The 16,889-nt window shown below is 71.5% G+C and carries 15 protein-coding genes and 1 pseudogene; 7 read left to right on the plus strand and 9 right to left on the minus strand.

Going from position 1 to position 16,889, the window contains the following annotated elements:
* Positions 1 to 174: 174 nt before the first annotated feature.
* Together JHW41_RS01120 and JHW41_RS01125 are read left to right on the plus strand one after the other, a co-directional pair.
* A complete protein-coding gene (locus JHW41_RS01120; protein WP_057949545.1) occupies positions 175 to 627 on the plus strand; it encodes a VOC family protein in 453 nt (150 codons plus the stop codon).
* A gap of 134 nt (positions 628 to 761) precedes the next feature.
* On the plus strand, positions 762 to 2,021 hold the full coding sequence (locus tag JHW41_RS01125; protein WP_250448733.1) for an RNA polymerase sigma factor: 1,260 nt from the start codon (positions 762 to 764) through the stop codon (positions 2,019 to 2,021).
* A gap of 143 nt (positions 2,022 to 2,164) precedes the next feature.
* Here the strand turns inward: JHW41_RS01125 and JHW41_RS01130 are convergent, their stop codons facing one another.
* The 6 genes and pseudogenes from JHW41_RS01130 to JHW41_RS01150 all read right to left on the minus strand — a co-directional run bounded on the left by JHW41_RS01130 (position 2,165) and on the right by JHW41_RS01150 (position 7,197).
* Positions 2,165 to 2,881, minus strand: coding sequence for an MgtC/SapB family protein (locus JHW41_RS01130; protein ID WP_057949543.1), 717 nt, complete (start codon positions 2,879 to 2,881; stop codon positions 2,165 to 2,167).
* A gap of 90 nt (positions 2,882 to 2,971) precedes the next feature.
* Positions 2,972 to 3,052 (minus strand): annotated as a pseudogene (locus JHW41_RS26150) (hypothetical protein); the annotation flags it as partial.
* 27 nt (positions 3,053 to 3,079) lie between these two features.
* On the minus strand, positions 3,080 to 4,375 hold the full coding sequence (locus tag JHW41_RS01135) for an AAA-associated domain-containing protein (RefSeq protein ID WP_250448734.1): 1,296 nt from the start codon (positions 4,373 to 4,375) through the stop codon (positions 3,080 to 3,082).
* Between the two features lie 39 nt (positions 4,376 to 4,414).
* The gene (locus JHW41_RS01140) at positions 4,415 to 6,154 is read right to left on the minus strand and encodes an ABC transporter permease (RefSeq protein WP_250448735.1); all 1,740 of its coding nucleotides are present in this window, start codon (positions 6,152 to 6,154) and stop codon (positions 4,415 to 4,417) included.
* On the minus strand, positions 6,087 to 6,488 hold the full coding sequence (locus tag JHW41_RS01145) for a hypothetical protein (protein WP_057949540.1): 402 nt from the start codon (positions 6,486 to 6,488) through the stop codon (positions 6,087 to 6,089). Before JHW41_RS01145 ends, JHW41_RS01140 begins: the two co-directional genes overlap by 68 nt.
* A 46-nt stretch (positions 6,489 to 6,534) precedes the next feature.
* On the minus strand, positions 6,535 to 7,197 hold the full coding sequence (locus tag JHW41_RS01150; protein ID WP_250448736.1) for a hypothetical protein: 663 nt from the start codon (positions 7,195 to 7,197) through the stop codon (positions 6,535 to 6,537).
* Positions 7,198 to 7,474: 277 nt separating this feature from the next.
* On the opposite strand from JHW41_RS01150, the gene JHW41_RS01155 reads away from it, so the two are divergent.
* On the plus strand, positions 7,475 to 8,329 hold the full coding sequence (locus JHW41_RS01155) for a hypothetical protein (protein WP_250448737.1): 855 nt from the start codon (positions 7,475 to 7,477) through the stop codon (positions 8,327 to 8,329).
* Between the two features lie 128 nt (positions 8,330 to 8,457).
* On the opposite strand, the gene JHW41_RS01160 is transcribed toward JHW41_RS01155, so the two are convergent.
* Positions 8,458 to 9,045: a TetR/AcrR family transcriptional regulator gene (locus tag JHW41_RS01160; RefSeq protein WP_057949537.1), complete on the minus strand. Its 588-nt coding sequence runs from the start codon at positions 9,043 to 9,045 to the stop codon at positions 8,458 to 8,460.
* Positions 9,046 to 9,182: 137 nt separating this feature from the next.
* On the opposite strand from JHW41_RS01160, the gene JHW41_RS01165 reads away from it, so the two are divergent.
* From JHW41_RS01165 to JHW41_RS01180, 4 genes are all read left to right on the plus strand, one after another.
* Positions 9,183 to 10,259, plus strand: a complete 1,077-nt coding sequence (locus tag JHW41_RS01165; protein WP_250448738.1) for a hypothetical protein — start codon at positions 9,183 to 9,185, stop codon at positions 10,257 to 10,259.
* Between the two features lie 292 nt (positions 10,260 to 10,551).
* Entirely contained in the window at positions 10,552 to 11,040 is a 489-nt protein-coding gene (locus JHW41_RS01170; RefSeq protein WP_139381986.1) for a hypothetical protein, read from the plus strand.
* Between the two features lie 196 nt (positions 11,041 to 11,236).
* A complete protein-coding gene (locus JHW41_RS01175; RefSeq protein ID WP_250448739.1) occupies positions 11,237 to 12,871 on the plus strand; it encodes a multicopper oxidase family protein in 1,635 nt (544 codons plus the stop codon).
* Positions 12,872 to 12,931: 60 nt separating this feature from the next.
* On the plus strand, positions 12,932 to 13,702 hold the full coding sequence (locus tag JHW41_RS01180; RefSeq protein WP_250448740.1) for an FKBP-type peptidyl-prolyl cis-trans isomerase: 771 nt from the start codon (positions 12,932 to 12,934) through the stop codon (positions 13,700 to 13,702).
* A 10-nt stretch (positions 13,703 to 13,712) separates the two neighbouring features.
* Here JHW41_RS01180 and JHW41_RS01185 read toward each other — a convergent pair whose 3' ends face one another.
* Together JHW41_RS01185 and JHW41_RS01190 are read right to left on the minus strand one after the other, a co-directional pair.
* Positions 13,713 to 14,393 carry an outer membrane beta-barrel protein gene (locus JHW41_RS01185; protein WP_250448741.1) on the minus strand — a complete coding sequence of 227 codons (681 nt, stop codon included), beginning with the start codon at positions 14,391 to 14,393 and terminating at the stop codon, positions 13,713 to 13,715.
* A 76-nt stretch (positions 14,394 to 14,469) separates the two neighbouring features.
* Entirely contained in the window at positions 14,470 to 16,869 is a 2,400-nt protein-coding gene (locus JHW41_RS01190) for a M66 family metalloprotease (protein WP_250448742.1), read from the minus strand.
* Positions 16,870 to 16,889: the final 20 nt, after the last annotated feature.

Below are 16,889 nucleotides of genomic sequence, written 5' to 3' on the forward strand. Positions count from 1 at the left end.
GACGCCGGCGAGCCGACCGTAAAGCATCGGGCCTGAAGGCCCTCCCACGACAGCGAAAGAAATCCGCCGGCCGTGTCGATCCGCCCGCCGCGCATTCGTCGTCCTAGTGAAAGCGCGACCCACGCCCCCGCCGCGTCCGCGCCTTCCCTCATTCCATCCAAAGGAACCGCCACCATGCAACTCACCACTTACCTGTCCTTCGACGGCGACTGCCGCGAGGCGTTCGAGACCTACCAGACGATCCTCGGCGGCAAGATCCACGCGCTGATGCCCTTCGGCGACAACCCGGGTTGCGAAGGGCTGGCCGCCGCCGAGCGCGAGAAGATCATGCACGGCTGCTACGAACTCGACGGCTTCATGCTGATGGGCACCGACGCGACCGAACAGTACCCCTACCAGGGCGTGAAGGGCGCGCACGTCACCTTGAGCCTCAACGATCCGGAACAAGCCGCGCGCATCTTCAAGGCGCTGGCGCAGGGCGGCAAGATCGAGATGCCGCTGCAAGAAACCTTCTGGGCGCTGGCCTACGGCATCCTCACCGACCGCTTCGGCGTGCCGTGGATGGTCAACTGCGTGCAGGCGATGGGCTGCGTGGACGGCGAAGGACACGGCCAGGCCGCGGCCTGACCGCGCGTTCGCGGCGACGGCGCGCGCGGTCCGACCGCCCGCTCCGCCGCCGCCGTTGCGACCGACCGGTCCCGCGCTGCGCGCGGGCCGCCGGCCCTTGCGAGCGGCCGCGCGAGGTGGTGTCATCCCTCGCCATGACGGCCACCGACACCCATCGCGCCATCGACGCCGTCTGGCGCATCGAATCGGCCAAGCTGATCGCCGGACTCACCCGCATGGTCCGCGACGTCGGCCTGGCCGAGGAACTGGCCCAGGACGCGCTGGTGGTCGCGCTGGAGAAATGGCCCGAGACCGGCGTGCCCGACAACCCGGGCGCGTGGCTGATGCAGACCGCCAAGAACCGCGCCATCGACCGGCTGCGGCGGCGCAAGCTGCTCGACCGCAAGCACGAGCAGATCGGCTACGAACTCGAATCCGACCAGGACGGCCACGAAGAGAAATTCTTCGACAAGCTCGACGACGACATCGGCGACGACCTGCTGCGCCTGGTGTTCATCTCCTGCCATCCGGTGCTGTCGACCGAGGCGCGGGTCGCGTTGACCCTGCGCCTGCTCGGCGGCCTGACCACCGACGAGATCGCGCGTGCCTTCCTCGCCGCGGAGCCGACCATCGCCCAGCGCATCGTCCGTGCCAAGCGCACCCTGGCCGATGCGCAGGTGCCGTTCGAAGTGCCGCGCGGCGAGGAACTGGCGCAGCGCGTGTCCTCGGTGCTGGAAGTGATCTACCTGGTGTTCAACGAAGGCTATTCGGCCACCGCCGGCGACGACTGGATGCGGCCGAACCTGTGCGAGGACGCGCTGCGCCTGGGCCGGATCCTGGCCGGGCTGATACCGAAGGAAGCCGAAGCGTTCGGCCTGGTCGCGCTGATGGAAATCCAGGCCTCGCGTTCGAAGGCGCGCACCGGCCCGGACGGCCAGCCGATCCTGTTGCTCGACCAGGACCGCTCGCGCTGGGACCGGCTGCAGATCCAGCGCGGCCTGGCCGCGCTGGAGCGCGCGGTGCAGCTCGGCGGTTCCGACGGGCCCTACGTGCTGCAGGCCGCCATCGCCGCCTGCCACGCGCGCGCGGCGACCGCGCAGGACACGCCGTGGGCGCGCATCGCCCAGCTGTACCAGCGCCTGGCCGCGCGCACGCCGTCGCCGGTGGTGGAACTCAACCGCGCGGTCGCGGTGTCGATGGCGTTCGGTCCGCAAGCCGCGCTGCCGCTGGTGGACGCGCTGCTGCAGGAGCCGTCGATGAAGCAGTACCACCTGCTGCCGAGCGTGCGCGGCGACCTGTTGTTCAAGCTCGGCCGGCGCGAGGAAGCGCGCGGGGAGTTCGAGCGCGCCGCGGGCCTGACCCGCAACGCGCGCGAGCGCGATTTTTTGCTGGGCCGCGCGGCGGAGTGCGCGTGACCTCCGGCGCTGCATCGCCTCGATAGCCCCTGTAGGAGCGGCGCGAGCCGCGACCGCGACACCGCGCTTGCGACGCGACCGGCTACCCCGCGGTCGCGACTTGCGTCGCTCCTACAGGAGGCATTCGCGATATCCGAAGCGGCTCAATCGCGCGTGCTCGACTCCCAGGTCGCATGCATCACCCCCGGCAGGCGCCGCAATCGTTCCACCACCGCATCCAGCTCGGCCGCGACCACCGCGGTGCTGACCAGGATCGCGACGATCTGCGTCGCGGTCTCGCCGTGTTCGTCCACATCGACGTCGCCGACCGGATAGTTCGCCGCCTCCAGGTGATCGACCAGCCACTCGCGCGCCGCCGGCGCCGATTCCGGCGCCACGCTCAGCCGCACCTCGTAGGTCGCCTCCGACACGCGTTCGTCGATCGGCACGCGGTTGATCGCGTTGACCAGCGGCCGCAGCAAGGTGTTGCCGGCGATCACGAACGCGGTCAGCAGCGCGCCCTCGGCGATCATGTCCGCGCCGGTGCAGGCGCCGACCGCGGCCGAGCACCACAGAGTCGCGGCGGTGTTGAGGCCGCGCACGTTCATGCCTTCCTTCATGATCACGCCGGCGCCGAGGAAGCCGATGCCGGAGACCACGTAGGAGATCACCCGCACCGCTTCGACGCTGCCGGCCAGGCGCATGCCCAGATCGACGAACGCGGCCGCGCCGACCGCGACCAGCACGTTGGTGCGCAGGCCGGCGGTGCGTTGGCGGTACTGGCGTTCGGCGCCGATCAGGGTGCCCAGGACGAAGGCGGCGAGCAGGCTGGCGACGGTGTCGAGGAACGGCAGCAGTTGGAAGGTGTGCAGGAAGCGCATGGCGGCTCCGGGGGAGAGGTGCTGGAAGATCGTCGTGTCTGAGCGGAAGGCATCGGGCCTGAAGGCCCTCCCACAAGAGCTGTGAAGGCCCTACCACAAGGACTCTGAAAGCTCTGCCGCCGAAGTTTGGCGGCGGCGGATGAAGGCTGTTGTGGGAGGGACTTCAGTCCCGACGCTTTTGTCGCAGGTCGCCCGGACTCAGCCCGGATTGTCCAGGCTGAACCGGTCCGCCGCCTCGTCGTAGGCGAAATACTCCGCATAGCGCGCCCACGAGGTGACCGCGCGCACGGTCGCGGCGGCGTAGTCGGGCGACATGTGGTCTTCGAGCTCGTCGCGGAAGCGCCGCGCCGGCGCCTGGTGCGCGGCGCGCTCGTCCAGCACCCGGCGGATGTGCGCGGCCAGCGGCACGTGCGCGGCCAGCTGGCGCGCGAACAGGCGCTTGCGCGCATCGGTGTCGAGCGCGGCGAAGCGCGCGCCGGCCTCGCTCAGGCGCAGGTCGCCGTCGCCGAGTTCGGCCAGGCCGAGCAGCTGCAGGCTTTCGGCGATGGGAAACAGTTCGTCGACCTCCAACTGCAGTTGCGCCGCCAGCGCCGGCAGGTCGGCGTGGCCGCGGTACGGCGGCTCGGCCACCGCCTCGATCAGGCCGGCGATCAGATTGCTCGACACCGGCGGCAGCTCCATCGCCAACCCGCCGCGCGCGTTCGCGCCCGGATGCGCCGAGCCGGTCATGCGCTCGTAGATCGCATCGACCAAGCCGCGGAAGGCCGGGTCGAAGCGATCGCGCGGCTGCGCCAACGACACCTGGATCTCGTCGACCACCCGGCCCGGATGCGAGCCGAAGATCAGGATGCGGTCGCACATCAGCACCGCCTCCTCGATGTTGTGGGTGACCATCAGGATCGCCTCGATCGGCATGCGCCGTTCGGCCCACAGGTCGAGCAGGTCGCCGCGCAAGGTCTGCGCGGTGAGCACGTCGAGCGCGGAGAACGGCTCGTCCATCAGCAACACCTTGGGCTCGACCACCAGCGCGCGGGCCAGGCCGACGCGCTGGCGCATGCCGCCGGACAGTTCCTTCGGGTACGCGCTCTCGTAGCCGTCCAGGCCGATCAGGTCGATCGCCGCGAGCGCGCGCGGGCGCCGCTGCGCCGGCGCCACGCCGCGCGCTTCCAGGCCCAGCTCGACGTTCTGCAGCACGGTCAGCCACGGGAACAGGGCGAAGCTCTGGAACACCATCGCGATGTCGGCCGGCGCGCGGCTCAACGGCGTGCCCAGGAACTCGACCTCGCCGGCGCTGGGCCGGATCAGTCCGGCGATGGCGCGCAGCAGGGTGGACTTGCCCGAGCCGGAACGGCCGAGCAGGCCGACGATCTCGCCGGCGCGCAGTTGCAGGTCGACGTGGTCGAGCACGCGCAGCGGTTCGCTGCCGGCCTTGGGGTAATGCTGGCTGAGGCCGCGCACGTCGATCAGCGGGCGGATGCAGGTGTGCAGGGTCATGGCGAAACTCCTCGAATTCGATGGACGGACGGCGCGCGCTCAATCCAGGCGCAGGCGGCGTTCGGCGTAGGCGTACAGCGGGCGCCACAGGGCGCGGTTGAAGGCGGTCACGAACAGCGACATCACCGCCACGCCCAGGACGATGCGCGGGAAGTCGCCGGCCGCGGTGGCGCGGGCGATGTAGGAACCCAGGCCGTAGGCCTCGACCTTGCGATCGCCCCAGGTCACCAGTTCGGCGACGATGCTGGCGTTCCACGAACCGCCCGAGGCGGTCAGCGCGCCGGTGACGTAGTAGGGGAACACCGCCGGCCCGATCGCGCGCCGCCACCACGTCCACGAACGCAGCCGGTGCACGCTGGCCGCCTCGCGCAGGTCGGTCGGCACCGCGCTGGCGCCGGCGATGACGTTGAACAGGATGTACCACTGGGTGCCCAGCACCATCAGCGGCGACAGCCACACGTCCGGGTTCGCGCCGGTGGCGAGGATCGCGATCACCGCCGCCGGGAACAGCACGTTGGCCGGAAACGCGGCGAGCAACTGCGCCACCGGCTGCGCGCGCTGGGCCCAGCGCGGACGCAGGCCGATCCACACCCCGACCGGCACCCAGATCGCGCTGGCGATGGCGATCAGCACGACCACCCGCAGCAGCGTCGCCAAGCCGCCGCCGAACGCGGCGCGCAGGTCGTCCGCTTGCAGGTGCTGGCGGCCGTAGTCGAGCGCGAGCCACGCGCCGGCCGCGGCGGCGAGCAGCAACGCGGCCAGCCACAGGCGGTCGGGCCACGGCGACGCCGGCGCGGCTTCGCCGGCCGCAGCGACCGGCGCGCGCGGCCGCAAGCGCAGGCACAGCGCGCGCTGCCACAGCCACGCCAGCGGCCGCAGCGCGCGCTTGCCGGCGCGGGTGCGGCGGATCAGCTCGTACATCCACGAGCGCGGCCGCTGCTGGCTGGCGGTCTGCTCGCTGCGGAACTTGTCGGCCCAGGCCACCACCGGCCGGAACACCAGTTGATCGCACAGCGCGATCACCATCGCCATCGCCGCCACCGCCCAGCCGACCGCGGCGAAGTCCTCGCGCGCGATCGCCAGCGCCAGGTACGAGCCGACGCCCGGCAGCGCGATGGTGGTATGGCCGACGCTGATCGCCTCGGAGGCGACGATGAAGAACCAGCCTCCGGACATCGACATCATCGCGTTCCACACCAGACCCGGCATCGCGAACGGCGCTTCCAGCCGCCAGAACCGTTGCCACGCGCTCAGGCCGAAGCCGCGCGCGACTTCGTCCAGATCGCGCGGCAAGGTGCGCAGCGATTGGTAGAACGAAAACGCCATGTTCCAGGCCTGGCTGGTGAAGATCGCGAACACCGCCGCGCATTCGGCGCCGAGCTGGCGGCCCGGGAACAGGCCGAGGAACGCGGCCACGGTAAAGCTCAGAAAGCCCAGCACCGGTACCGACTGCAGGATGTCGAGCGCCGGCACGATCAGGCGTTCGGCGCGCCGGCTCTTGGCCGCCCAGGTGGCGACGGTGAAGGTGAACAGCAATGAGGCCAGCATCGCCGCGAACATGCGCAGCGTGGTGCGCAACGCGTAGTCGGGCAGGCGCGCCGGATCGAGCGAGACCGGCGCGGCGTCGAGCGCCGCCAACGGCGCGCGGGTTTCCATCGCCGCGTGCGCCAGCGCCACCGCGGCGGCGATCAGCAGGGCGAAGGCGATCAGGTCATAGGCGTTGGGCCACCAGCGCGCGCGCAGCGGCGCCGGCGGAAATTGCAGGAAGGGACGGAACATCGGGACAGGCCTCGGAACGGCGGAGCGGATGCGCATCGCGGTGCGCACGGCGGTCGGAGCGGCGATCGCTGGGATCGCGGCGGTCGCGGCGATCCATGCGTTCTCGTCCCGGCGGTTCCTCGGCTGCGCCGGCGCGGGTCCAGCGGCATTCCAGGCGCCCGCTCTGCGGCGAACGCCACCACGTCGCGACCAGCGCGCCGCGCGCGTCGGCGGCGTCGCGTTCGCGCAACCGCGCGCAGGCCAGGCGCAGCAGCGGCGCGATGGCGCGGTACGGCGCCTTGCCCGGACGCGGACGCGGGCGCAGGCGGTTGGCGGGGAAGTGCAGCAAGGTCATGGTGTGCTCCTTGCGGTCGCGGGGACCGTGCGTGAGCGCGCGGCGTTCAACGCAGCGCGAGGTTGAAGCCCAGGGTCAGCCAGGGGCCGCGCGGGTCGCGCGCGCGGTCGCCGAGCAACAGGTCGAGGCTGGCGTCGGCGCCGAACGCGCGGCGCAGGCCGAGCTGGCCGCCGAGGTCGCCGTGCGGATCGGCGTAGAGCTCGGCCAACGCGGTCCAGTCCGCGGCCAGCGCCTGCTCCAGGCCGACGCCGCCGGTGAGGCGCGCGCGGCCGCGGCGCGGCTGGTTCCAGCCGAGGTTGAAATGCCACAGGCGCGGGCCGTTCGGATCGGGGCCCAAGGTCAGCGGCAGGTTGAAGTTCCAGCCGTCGTAGCGGGCGCCGTTCCAGTTGGCGCCGAGCGACGCGGCCAGGGCCCAGCCGTGCGCCGAGGCGTGCAGCGTGCGCTTGGCGCTCAGGGCCTGCGCGGCCGGCGCGTGCGGCGCGGCGTAGTCGCTATGGCTCAGGCCGAATTCGGTGCCGGCCAGGTTGCAGGCCGGGGCGAGGGTCAGTTCGCGCGCCGGCGCCGCGGTGCGCAGCCAGCTTTCGAGCTGGCAACGGCCGCGTTCGACGGTGGCGGCGTCGTCGACGTAGAGACTGGCGCCGGCGCGCGCGGCGCCGACGTGCAGCGACAGCGCCGCGAACAGGCAAAACAGGGCGAAACGGAAGGGCATCGGCGCGCTCCGGACGAACGGAAACGCCAGCGGCCACCCGGAAGCGGTCTGGGTTTTGACTGCAGTGCGATGGGAAAGCGAGCGCGCGCCCGCACCGCGCGGAGCGGGCGGAGCATCGGTGATGGGTTACGTGCGACTCGGCTTCGTTCTGCGCGAACGGAGCCGACCTGGGACATCCCAGACCTGGAGCGATCCGTCAGCGCGAGCGCTGCAGCGAAGGTCTAGATCGACTGTCCAAGGGGGCCTCTGGAGGGCGGAAGGGGGTCGTGCGGGGCGCATGATCCTCGCCGATCGCGGCCGGGTCAACCCCGTTGCGCAGCGGCGACGGCGATTCGCCACAACCGGTTCAGTCGCGGCTGTTACAAGGTTGCAGGGCCGCGCCGCCGGTTGCCGCGCCGATCTGCGTCGGCGGCGTGCCGGTTCGGCCGACGCCGCCGTGCGCGCGCTTGCGCGGCCATGGATTCGATGTGGTGCGGCCGGCGTCGTCGTCGATGTCCGAGGCCCGCGCTTCGCTCGTGATCGGGGCGGTTGCGACCGGCGTTCGCGCATCGCGACGTCGGCCCGCCTCGGATCGTTGCGGGCCGCCGCCGCAACGTTGCGCTGCTGGAATTCACACGCGACGAAACCGTCGGAAGCGGCGTTTTTATCGAATCGTTTACGCAAGCGCAGCGCGGCTTCGTCCACGATCCGCGGCAAGCGACGACAGGATGCGGACATGGACGCGGTGGCATGGACAGGACTGGCGATGCTGCTGGCGGCCAACGCGCTCGCCACGCGCAAGGCGTGGCGCTGCAGGCGGCTGAGGCCGGGCGTGCGCGGCGCGCTGATCGCAGGCGTGTGGCTGTTGCCGGTGTTCGGCGCGGTCTGGGCGTTGTTGGCGACCGAGCTGCCGGCGGTGCCGGCGCGGATGCGGGTGCGGATCGTCGCCGGCTCGCACGGCGCGCGCCGCGGACCCGCGGGCGAGGGCGCTGCGTTCTGGGCGCACGTCGGCGCGACGGTCGATAGCGGCGGCAGCGGTGGTTCGTATTGCGGCAGCGATTCCAGCGGCGGCTGCCATGGCGGCGGCGATGGCGGCAGCGGTGGCGATTGCGGCGGTGGTGGTGGCGATGGCGGAGGCGGCGGTTGCCATTGAATCGCCGCTAGCCCGTTGTAGGCGCTGCGCAAGTCGCGGCCGCGAAACCGCAATTACGCCGCAAGCGCGATCTCGCGGTCGCGGCTTGCGCAACTTCTACAGTCGGATACGCGCTTGCGTCCGCGCGCTCAGGCGCGCGCCAGCGTCGCCTCGATCAAGCTCGCCATCGTCGCCGCCGCATCGGCTTCGTCGATGCGGCCATGGGTCATCTCGCGCGACAGCGCCTCGCCGGCGCCGACGATGGCGACACAGCGCCGCTGCAGTTCGGCGTCGTCGACTTTCGCGTACGGCGCGAGCAGGCCGCGATAGAACTCGACGTAGGCCGCGGTGAGTTCGCTCTGCACCCGCTCCATTTCCTCGTCGCCCTTGAGCGCGGCGAAGATCGCGTGGCATTCCGGACCGGCGGTGCGGAAGCAGCTCATGTAGCTGGCGCCCATCAGCCGCGCCACGTCGCCCAGGCGCTTGGGCGTGCGCGCGAAGTCCTGCGCCGCGGTCGCGGCCTGGCGTTCGTCGATGCGCCGGTACAGCGCGATCAGCAGGCCCGAGCGAGTGCCGAAGTGTTCGTAGGCGATCGGCTTGCTGACCCCGGCGCGCTCGGCCAGCGCGCCCAGGCTCAGCGCATCGGTGCCTTGCTCGCGCACCATCGCCATCGCCGTTTCCAGCAGCTGTTCGCGCCGGTCGGCCTTGGACATGCGTTTGGCGGGAGCGGTGGTCATCGGTCGGCCTGTGCGGAGAAAGAACGCGCTTGACAGCGGCGCGAGGATTGTATCCTACTGTAGGTAACTTACCAATCGTAGCTTGTGCCGGCGCCATCGGGGCGCGGCGCCGGCGCGATGCCTATCGGATCGCGATCATGAACATTGCCACGGTTTCTTCCGCCGCTCCCGCGCCGTCTGCCGCTGTCTCCGATGCGGCGGCGCTCGCGCCGGTGCTGATCGTCGGCGGCTCCGGCGTGGTCGGCGCGCAGGGCGCGCAAGCGCTGCGCCGGCTGCATCCGCGGCTGCCGCTGGCCATCGCCGGTCGCGACCGCGCGCGCGCCGAGGCGGTCGCCGCCCGGGTCGGCGGCGCCAGCGCGCTGGCGGTGGACCTGCAGCGCGAGGACCTCGGCCTGCCGGCCGACGCGCGTTTCAGCGCGGTGGTCGTGTTCGTCAAGGACGACACGCTCAACACCCTGAAGTACGCCTTGCATCGCCGTTTGCCGTACGTCAGCACCTCAAGCGGCTCGTTCGAGATCGCGCCGGAAGTGAGCCTGCACCTGCGCCATCCCGGCCGCTCGCCGATGCTGCTGGCCAGCCACTGGCTCGCTGGCGCGGCGACCCTGCCGGCGCTGCATTTCGCCGCCGCCCTGCGCCGGGTCGAACGCATCGGCCTGTTCGCCCTGCTCGACGAACGCGACATGGGCGGTCCGGCCGCGGCGGCCGATTACGAGCGCCTGACCAGCGCCGCCGCCGCGCAGATCCTCGAGCGCGGCCGCTGGCGCTGGGTGCGCGGCGAGCAGGCCGCCGGCGCGGGCGTCAGCGTCGACGGCACGCCGATGCCGGCGCAGGCCTATTCGCCGATGGACGTGGTCAGCCTCGCCGCGGCCACCGGCGCGCATTCGATCCGGCTGGACCTGGCGCTGGGCGAAACCGCCAGCCGCCGCCGCGGCGAGGCGTTCTCCACCGAGATCGCGATCGAACTGGAAGGCGAGGACGCAGCCGGCCGCCGCGTGCGCACCCGCCACGAACTGGTGCACCCGCAGGGCCAGGCGCCGCTGACCGCGCTCGGCATCGCCCTGGGCGTGGAACGGCTGCTCGGCCTGGACGGCGCCGAAGCGCCGGCGCCGGGGTTGTACACGCCGGACCTGTTGATCGAGCCGGGGTACTTTCTGCGGCGGCTGCAGGAGGCGGGGTTGCGGGTGGTGGAGCGAGGAGTGAGCGTGGAGGAGTGAGGAGCGAGAGAAAGCGGGGAGTGCGGGCGCGCTTTTGCTCGCCGTTCTACCGCCCCGGCGTCTGGGTCGTATATGCCGGGCCTGCTGATCGAGCCGGCGTATTTCCTGCAGAGGCGGCGCGAGGCGAGGCTGTGGGGGTGGAGCGAGGAGTGAGCGTGGAGGAGTGAGGAGCGAGAGAAAGCGGGGGAGTGCGGACGCGGTTTTGCTCGCTCTTCGCTCTTCCGCGCTCGCTCCTCGGCTCCTGCTACATTGACGCCGCAGGGGGCTGCCGAGACGCACCGAGGGGACGCAAGTGCAGCAAGCAATCCGACTGGCCGGCTTCTTCGCCGCCCATGGCGTGTGGTGCGTGGCCGACGGCGAGGACCTGATCCCCCTCTACGCCTTCGAGGACCCCGCCGGCGAGCGCAAGATGGTGCGCTACGCCGGCGAGCAGGTCGAAGACGCGGTGGCCGAAGCGCGCGCTCGGCTGGCCGCGAATCCGGATGGCGCGCAGCACGCGGTGCTGGTGCACGACGGCTTCCTGACCCTGCCCTCGGGCCGCACCGACGCGCTGATCCTGAGCGTGCGCGATTTCGCCGGCGAAGGCGCGCTGACCCTGGCCGTGCCGTACCGCAACGCCGCCCATCCGCTCGGCTTCGCCGTGCACCGGCCGAAGTTCCTGGACTGGCGCGGCGAGCAGGAGCCCGACTACGGCCAACTCGGCGAGGACTTCTTCGCCGGCGTGGAAGAACACGAGATGGGCGACCGGGTCTGGCAGGCGCGGCTCGACGATTCGATCTGAGGCCCGGGCGCCCGGGCCGCGCGCGTCGCCTGCGTCGCGCCTGCATCGCACATGCGCGGCGGCATGTCCGAATCATGATCGGCATCGCACAAATTCCTGCCGTCGCGCAAAGCAATTGCCATCGGCCGCGAACATCATGGCGGGTCGCCCGCGGCCGCGGGCGGCACCGACTTCCGCCTGCCGACGCCCGCGCCCGATGACCGATCCGCAACGCCGCCGTTTCCTCATCGGCCTGACCGTCGGCGGCGCCGCGACCGTGGCCGGGCCGATCGCGTTGTGGCGCTACACCGGCGGCCACGGCCACAGCCTGGGCGCGCCGCCGGACCTGCAATCGCTGCCGCCGGACGCGCGCTTCGTGCAGCCGCTGCGCCTGCCCGGCAGCGCCGGCCCGATGGCCGAGATCGATCTGCGCGCGCCGCTGGAACTCAGCGCGCAGGCGACGCAGTCGAACCTGTTCCCCGGCCCCGCCACCGCGCTGTGGGCCTACGCCGCGCGCACCGCCGCGGGCGAAGCGTTGAACCCGTTGCTGCGCGCGCGCCGCGGCGACAGCATCGACGTCGGCCTGCGCAACCGCTTGAACGAAGACACCACCGTGCACTGGCACGGCCTGCACGTGGACGAGGCCAACGACGGCAGCGGCCTGCATCCGGTCGCCGCCGGCGCGAGCCGCCGCTATCGCTTGCGCGTGGACAACCGCGCCGGCCTGTACTGGTATCACGCGCATCCGCACGGCCGCACCGGCGCGCAGTTGCAGCGCGGGCTGGCCGGCCTGCTGTTGGTCGAGGACGAAGAAGAACTCGCGCTGCGCCAGCGCCTGGGCCTGCGCTGGGGCGAGCGCGACCTGCCGCTGATGATCGCCGACAAGCAGGTCGATGCGCGCAACGCGATCGTCTACAAGGACGGCGCCGACGACTGGATCGGCAACCGCGTGCTGGTCAACTGGACGCCCGAGCCTTACCTCGATGTGATTCCCGCGTGGTACCGCTTCCGCCTCGCCAACGTGAGCAACGCGCGCATGCTGCGGCCGTGCTTCCTGCACGAGGACAAGCCGCTGCCGATGCTGTTGATCGGCGGCGACGGCGGCCTGCTCGAACGCGCCTGGCCGATCGACGACCTGTTCCTGGCGCCGGCCCAGCGCGCCGACGTGCTGGTCGACTTCGGCGCGCTCGCGCCCGGCGCCAAGGCGGTGCTGCGCAGCCTCGACTATGTGGCGATGGAGAACGAGGACGAATCCGGCGCGTTCGCGCCCGACCCGATGGGCGACCATCCCGGCGCGGTGGCGATGGGCGAGCCGCTGGACCTGATGGAGCTGCGGGTGATCGAGTGCGCGACCCAGCGTCCGCCCGCGCAACTGCCTTCGCTCGACGCGATGTCGGCCGTGCCGCCGCCGCCGGACACCGCCGGCTGGCCGGTGCGCGCGTTGCGCCTGCGCATGGACGAACAAGGCCGCTGGTTCATCAACGACTGGAACTTCCACCTCAGCGGCCACGAACCGGCGTTCACGGTGAAGCGCGGAACGCGCGAGGTGTGGGAGATCCGCAACAGCATGACCAGCATGCCGCATCCGATGCACCTGCACGGCTTTCAGTTCCGCGTGGTCTCGCGCGCGATCAGTCCGCCGGACATCCGCGGCCGCCAGGTCGCGGCGAACGGATTGACCGCGCAGGACCTGGGCTGGAGCGACACGGTGGTGGTGTGGCCCGGCGAGATCGTGCGCCTGGCGATCGACTTCTCGCAGCCGTTCCAGGGCGTGCAGCGCTACATGCTCCATTGCCACAACCTCGAACACGAGGACATGGGGATGATGCTGACCTTCGCCGTCGCCGACTGATCCCGCGCCGCCCGTTGCGTATTCCTTCTTTCGCGCTTCCCGCATTCCCGGAGTTCCGCCATGCCGCGTTCCCTGCTCGTCCTGTCCGCGCTCTCGCTCGCGCTCGCCGCCGCCCTGGTCGCCTGCGCGCCCAGCGGCGGACCGAAGCCGGGCGCCGCCGCCGCGCCGGCGCCGCTGGCGGCGGCGGACGTGGCGAGCGAGAAAGCCAGGATCAGCTACGTGGTCGGCCGCGACTTCGCCCGCAGCGTCGAGCCGATCCGCGCCGAACTCGATGCCGAACTGGTGCTGCGCGCGATCCGCGACGCCCAGGCCGGCCGGCCGTCGCTGTTCGACGAGAGCGAAACCAAGCGCATCCGCGACGGCTTCAGCGCGCATCTGCGCGACAAGCACGATCAGCAGGTCGAGGCGCTGGCGGCGCGCAATCTCGCCGCCGGCGAGGCGTTCCTGCGCAAGAACGCGAACGCCGACGGGGTCAAGACCACCGCCTCGGGCCTGCAATACCGGGCGCTGCGCGAAGGCAAGGGCGCGCATCCCAAGGCCAGCGACACGGTGCGGGTGAACTACGTCGGCACGCTGATCGACGGGCGCAAGTTCGAGAGCACCTACGACACCGACCATCCGGCCGAATTCGTGCTCGCGCAGGTGATGCCCGGTTGGACCGAGGGCGTGCAGCTGATGGCGCCGGGCGCCAAGTACCGCTTCTGGATGCCGCCGAAGCTGGCCTACGGCGAGCGCGGCCTGGCCGGGCAGATCGAACCGAACTCGGTGCTGGCGTTCGAAGTGGAACTGCTGGAGATCGCAGGCCGGGGCGCGCCGATGCACGACGAGTGAAACCGCGGCGTCAGAAGCTCGCGCGCACGCCGACGAGGTAGCGCTGGTTGCCGGCGCCGGCGCTGGCTTCCGCGCTCAGGCCCCACATCGCGTTGAACTTCAGCAGCGCGCCGACCGTGCCGCTGAATTCGCGCTCGTACACGTCGCCGTCGATGTAGTTGACCCGGGCCCAGCCTTCCAGATTCGGCGCCAGATCGCCGCGCAGGCCCAGCGACACGCGGTAATCGTTGCCGTCGATTTTCTCGCTGAAGCGCAGCGCGCGGTTCTCGAACTCGATGCGAGTGTTCTGATAGCCGACCTCGGCGGTCCATTCTGCGCGTTCGCCGAGCGCGCGGTAATAGCCCAGGCCGATGCCGGCCTGCTGCGCGTCCACGTCGAACTCGGCCAGCACGTCCTGGCCGGCGCGCAAGCGGTTGTCGCCGCTGCCTTTGTGCAGGCTGCCGGTCAAGAACAGTTGCGAGCCCAGTTCGACCGAACCGGCCGCGTACGCGCCGTCCACGTCGATATCGTCCAGCCGCAGCAGCGGATTGGAGCCAGCGGATTTCAGCTTTTGCGCGACATAGCCGGCGTCCAGGTAAGTGTGGCTGCGTTCTTGCGCGGGCGCGGGAACGGCAAGCAGGCAGAGCGCGGCAGCGAGTGCGGATTTCGACAGAACGGATTTCGATACAACGGATTTCGACGAAACGGACATGAACTTCCTCGGCAGAAAGGACGGGCGCGCCGCGCGGACGCGCCCGGGATTGCGATGACGGCGCGGGCCGCTGCGCTCAGCGCCGCAGCGCGTCGCGCAACAAGCCGCGCAGCCGCGACTGCGCTTGCGACACGGCGGCCGCCGCGGCAGCGGCCGGATCGGCGCAGCGCGGCGGCGGCAGCGCGGAGGCGGGCACCGCGATCGTCGGCAGCTCGGCGCAGGACGCCGCGTCCGCGCCGAAGCCGAGCGGCGCCAGCGGCGCGGCGACGTCGCGCGCGGCCAGCACCGCCGGCGAGGCGGGAAAACCCTCCCAGACCATCGGCGTATGCAGCAGCTCGATCCGGCGCAGCGCCTTGTCGGCCGGCACGTGCACGACCCAGGTGCGGAAGCTGTCGCCGTCGAGCGGATCGCTGGCGCTGGCCGGCGGCGTGCCGCGCGCCTGGTTGAACGGGCGGAACCCGTCCTGGATCAGCACGTGGCGGAGGCTGCCGTCGGCGTAGGTCGCGCGCAGCGTGTAGTCGCAACCGCCGTTGCGGCAGTACCAGAAGTTGACGCTGGTGTCGGGCACGATGCTGGCGCGCTGGGCCGCGTCGGTCGGGTCGATGTAGCGCAGCAGGTTGCCGGTGTAGCTCAGCGGCGGATAGATCTGGCTGACCTCGGGCGTGCCTGCGTTGCTCAGCGTCATCGCGATCGCGTACAGCGGCACGTCGCGTCGTTGCGGCAGGTTCTGATCGAGGCCGAACAAGCCGCCGCTGGTGGTGGCGGTGGCCGCCTCGACCCAGCGCCGGTCGATCGTGTCCCAGCGCCGGTAGCCGCTGGCGAAGGCCGCGTCCTGGATCACGCTGCCGCCGCTGTAGCTGCGGCGGCCGTCGGCGGAGCGCTGGGTCGTGCCCTCGAAGTAACGCTGGTACATGCCGGTGCTGTAGTCGGAGAAGGTGCTGAAGCGGTACTCCGGCGCCTGATCGCCGGCGCCGCTCTGCATCGGGTCTTGCTTGACGCAGCGGCCTTCGGCGTCGATCTGCCGCGGCGCGCCGTCGAAGGTATCGCCGCGGCAGCGCGCGTAGCGGGTCGAGGTGGTCGGCATGAACGGCGGCTGGAAGCGCTTGCCGACCGCGTCGTAGCCCCAGGCCGAACCGGCGAGGCTGCCGCCGGCATACGGATAACGGCCGGCGCGATGGGCCTCGCCCTGATGCGGCAGGCCCATGGCGTGGCCCTGCTCGTGAATGAAGATGCCCCTGTACGCGTGATCGCCGGTGCCGACTTCGCCGCCGCCGAGGCCGCCGCCGGGAGACACGACGCGGCCGGCGGCGTTGAACAGGATCAAGGGCGCGTAGAACTGCACCGGCGCCGGCCGTTCGCCGTTGGCGTCGATCAGGCCGCCGAGCACGGCCAGCACCGACGACATCAGATGGAACTTGTCGGACACTGCGTCGGCGTTGTGCGCCAGATACGCCGGCTTGCCGCCTTTGGGCGGGACCACCAGGGTCGGCCAGACCGTCGCCTGCGCCGGATGGTTCTGCGCGATCAGGCGGGCCACCGGCCATTTCGCGTAGATCTCGTCCAAGGTGGCGGCATCGGGCAGGCCGGAGACGGATAGCGGCACCGAATTGTCCGGCGTCGCGCCGAACAGATAGAACGGCAGCACCCGCAGCACCGCCGAACTGTCGGCGCCGATCAGCGGCGATTGCGCCGCGCCGGGCAGGTAGTTGTCGGCGCGCAGCCGCAGCTGCAGCGCCGGCGTCATCCATGCGGCGGGAATGTCTGCGCTGTAGCGGTCGGTCGCATAGGCCGGCCCGGCGCCTTCGGTAGGCGGCAGTGCCGCGGGCGGCGCCACTTCGACCGCGCCGAGCAGCGTGCCGTCGGCCCAGCCTTCCAGGCGCACGTTGCGCGCATCGGCGGCCGACAACCGCAGCAACGCCAGCGCGGGGCGGCCGCCGATGGCGTGATAGGACTCGCTGGCGGCGCTCAGCGTCCAGCCCAGGCCCTGCGCGGGCAGCACATGCGTTTGCGCCAGTTCCAGCGCGGCGATGTCGAGCGCGGCGGTCGGCGCTTGCGCCAGCGGCGTGGCGCTGGCTTCGTTCGACGGCGCGCTGCTGCCGCCGGCGTTGACCGCGCGGACCATGAAGTAATACGTGCTGCCCGGCGCGAGCCCGACGACGGTCGCCGAGGTGCCGGCGACGTTGCGCACGACTGGCGCGGCGCCTTGCGCGCCGGGCGCGAGGCCTTGGTAGATCTCGTAGCTGGTGGCGCCCGGCGCCGCGTTCCACGACAGCTCTACGCGGCCCACGCCCGCGCTCGCGATCAGGCGGGTCGGAGCGGACGGTGCGGCGGGGCCGGGCGTGCCCGGTGTTCCCGGCGTTGCGGGATTGGGGCCGGTGTTCGGCGCGTCTTTGCCGCCGCCACCGCCGCCGCACGCGACGAGCGCGGTGGCCGCGAGCAGGGACAGCGCCAGCGCGCGGAAGCGAAGAAGTTTCATCGGTACGTCTCTTGCGGGCG

This window comes from Lysobacter enzymogenes, assembly GCF_023617245.1.
In the GTDB taxonomy this organism is placed as follows: domain Bacteria; phylum Pseudomonadota; class Gammaproteobacteria; order Xanthomonadales; family Xanthomonadaceae; genus Lysobacter; species Lysobacter yananisis.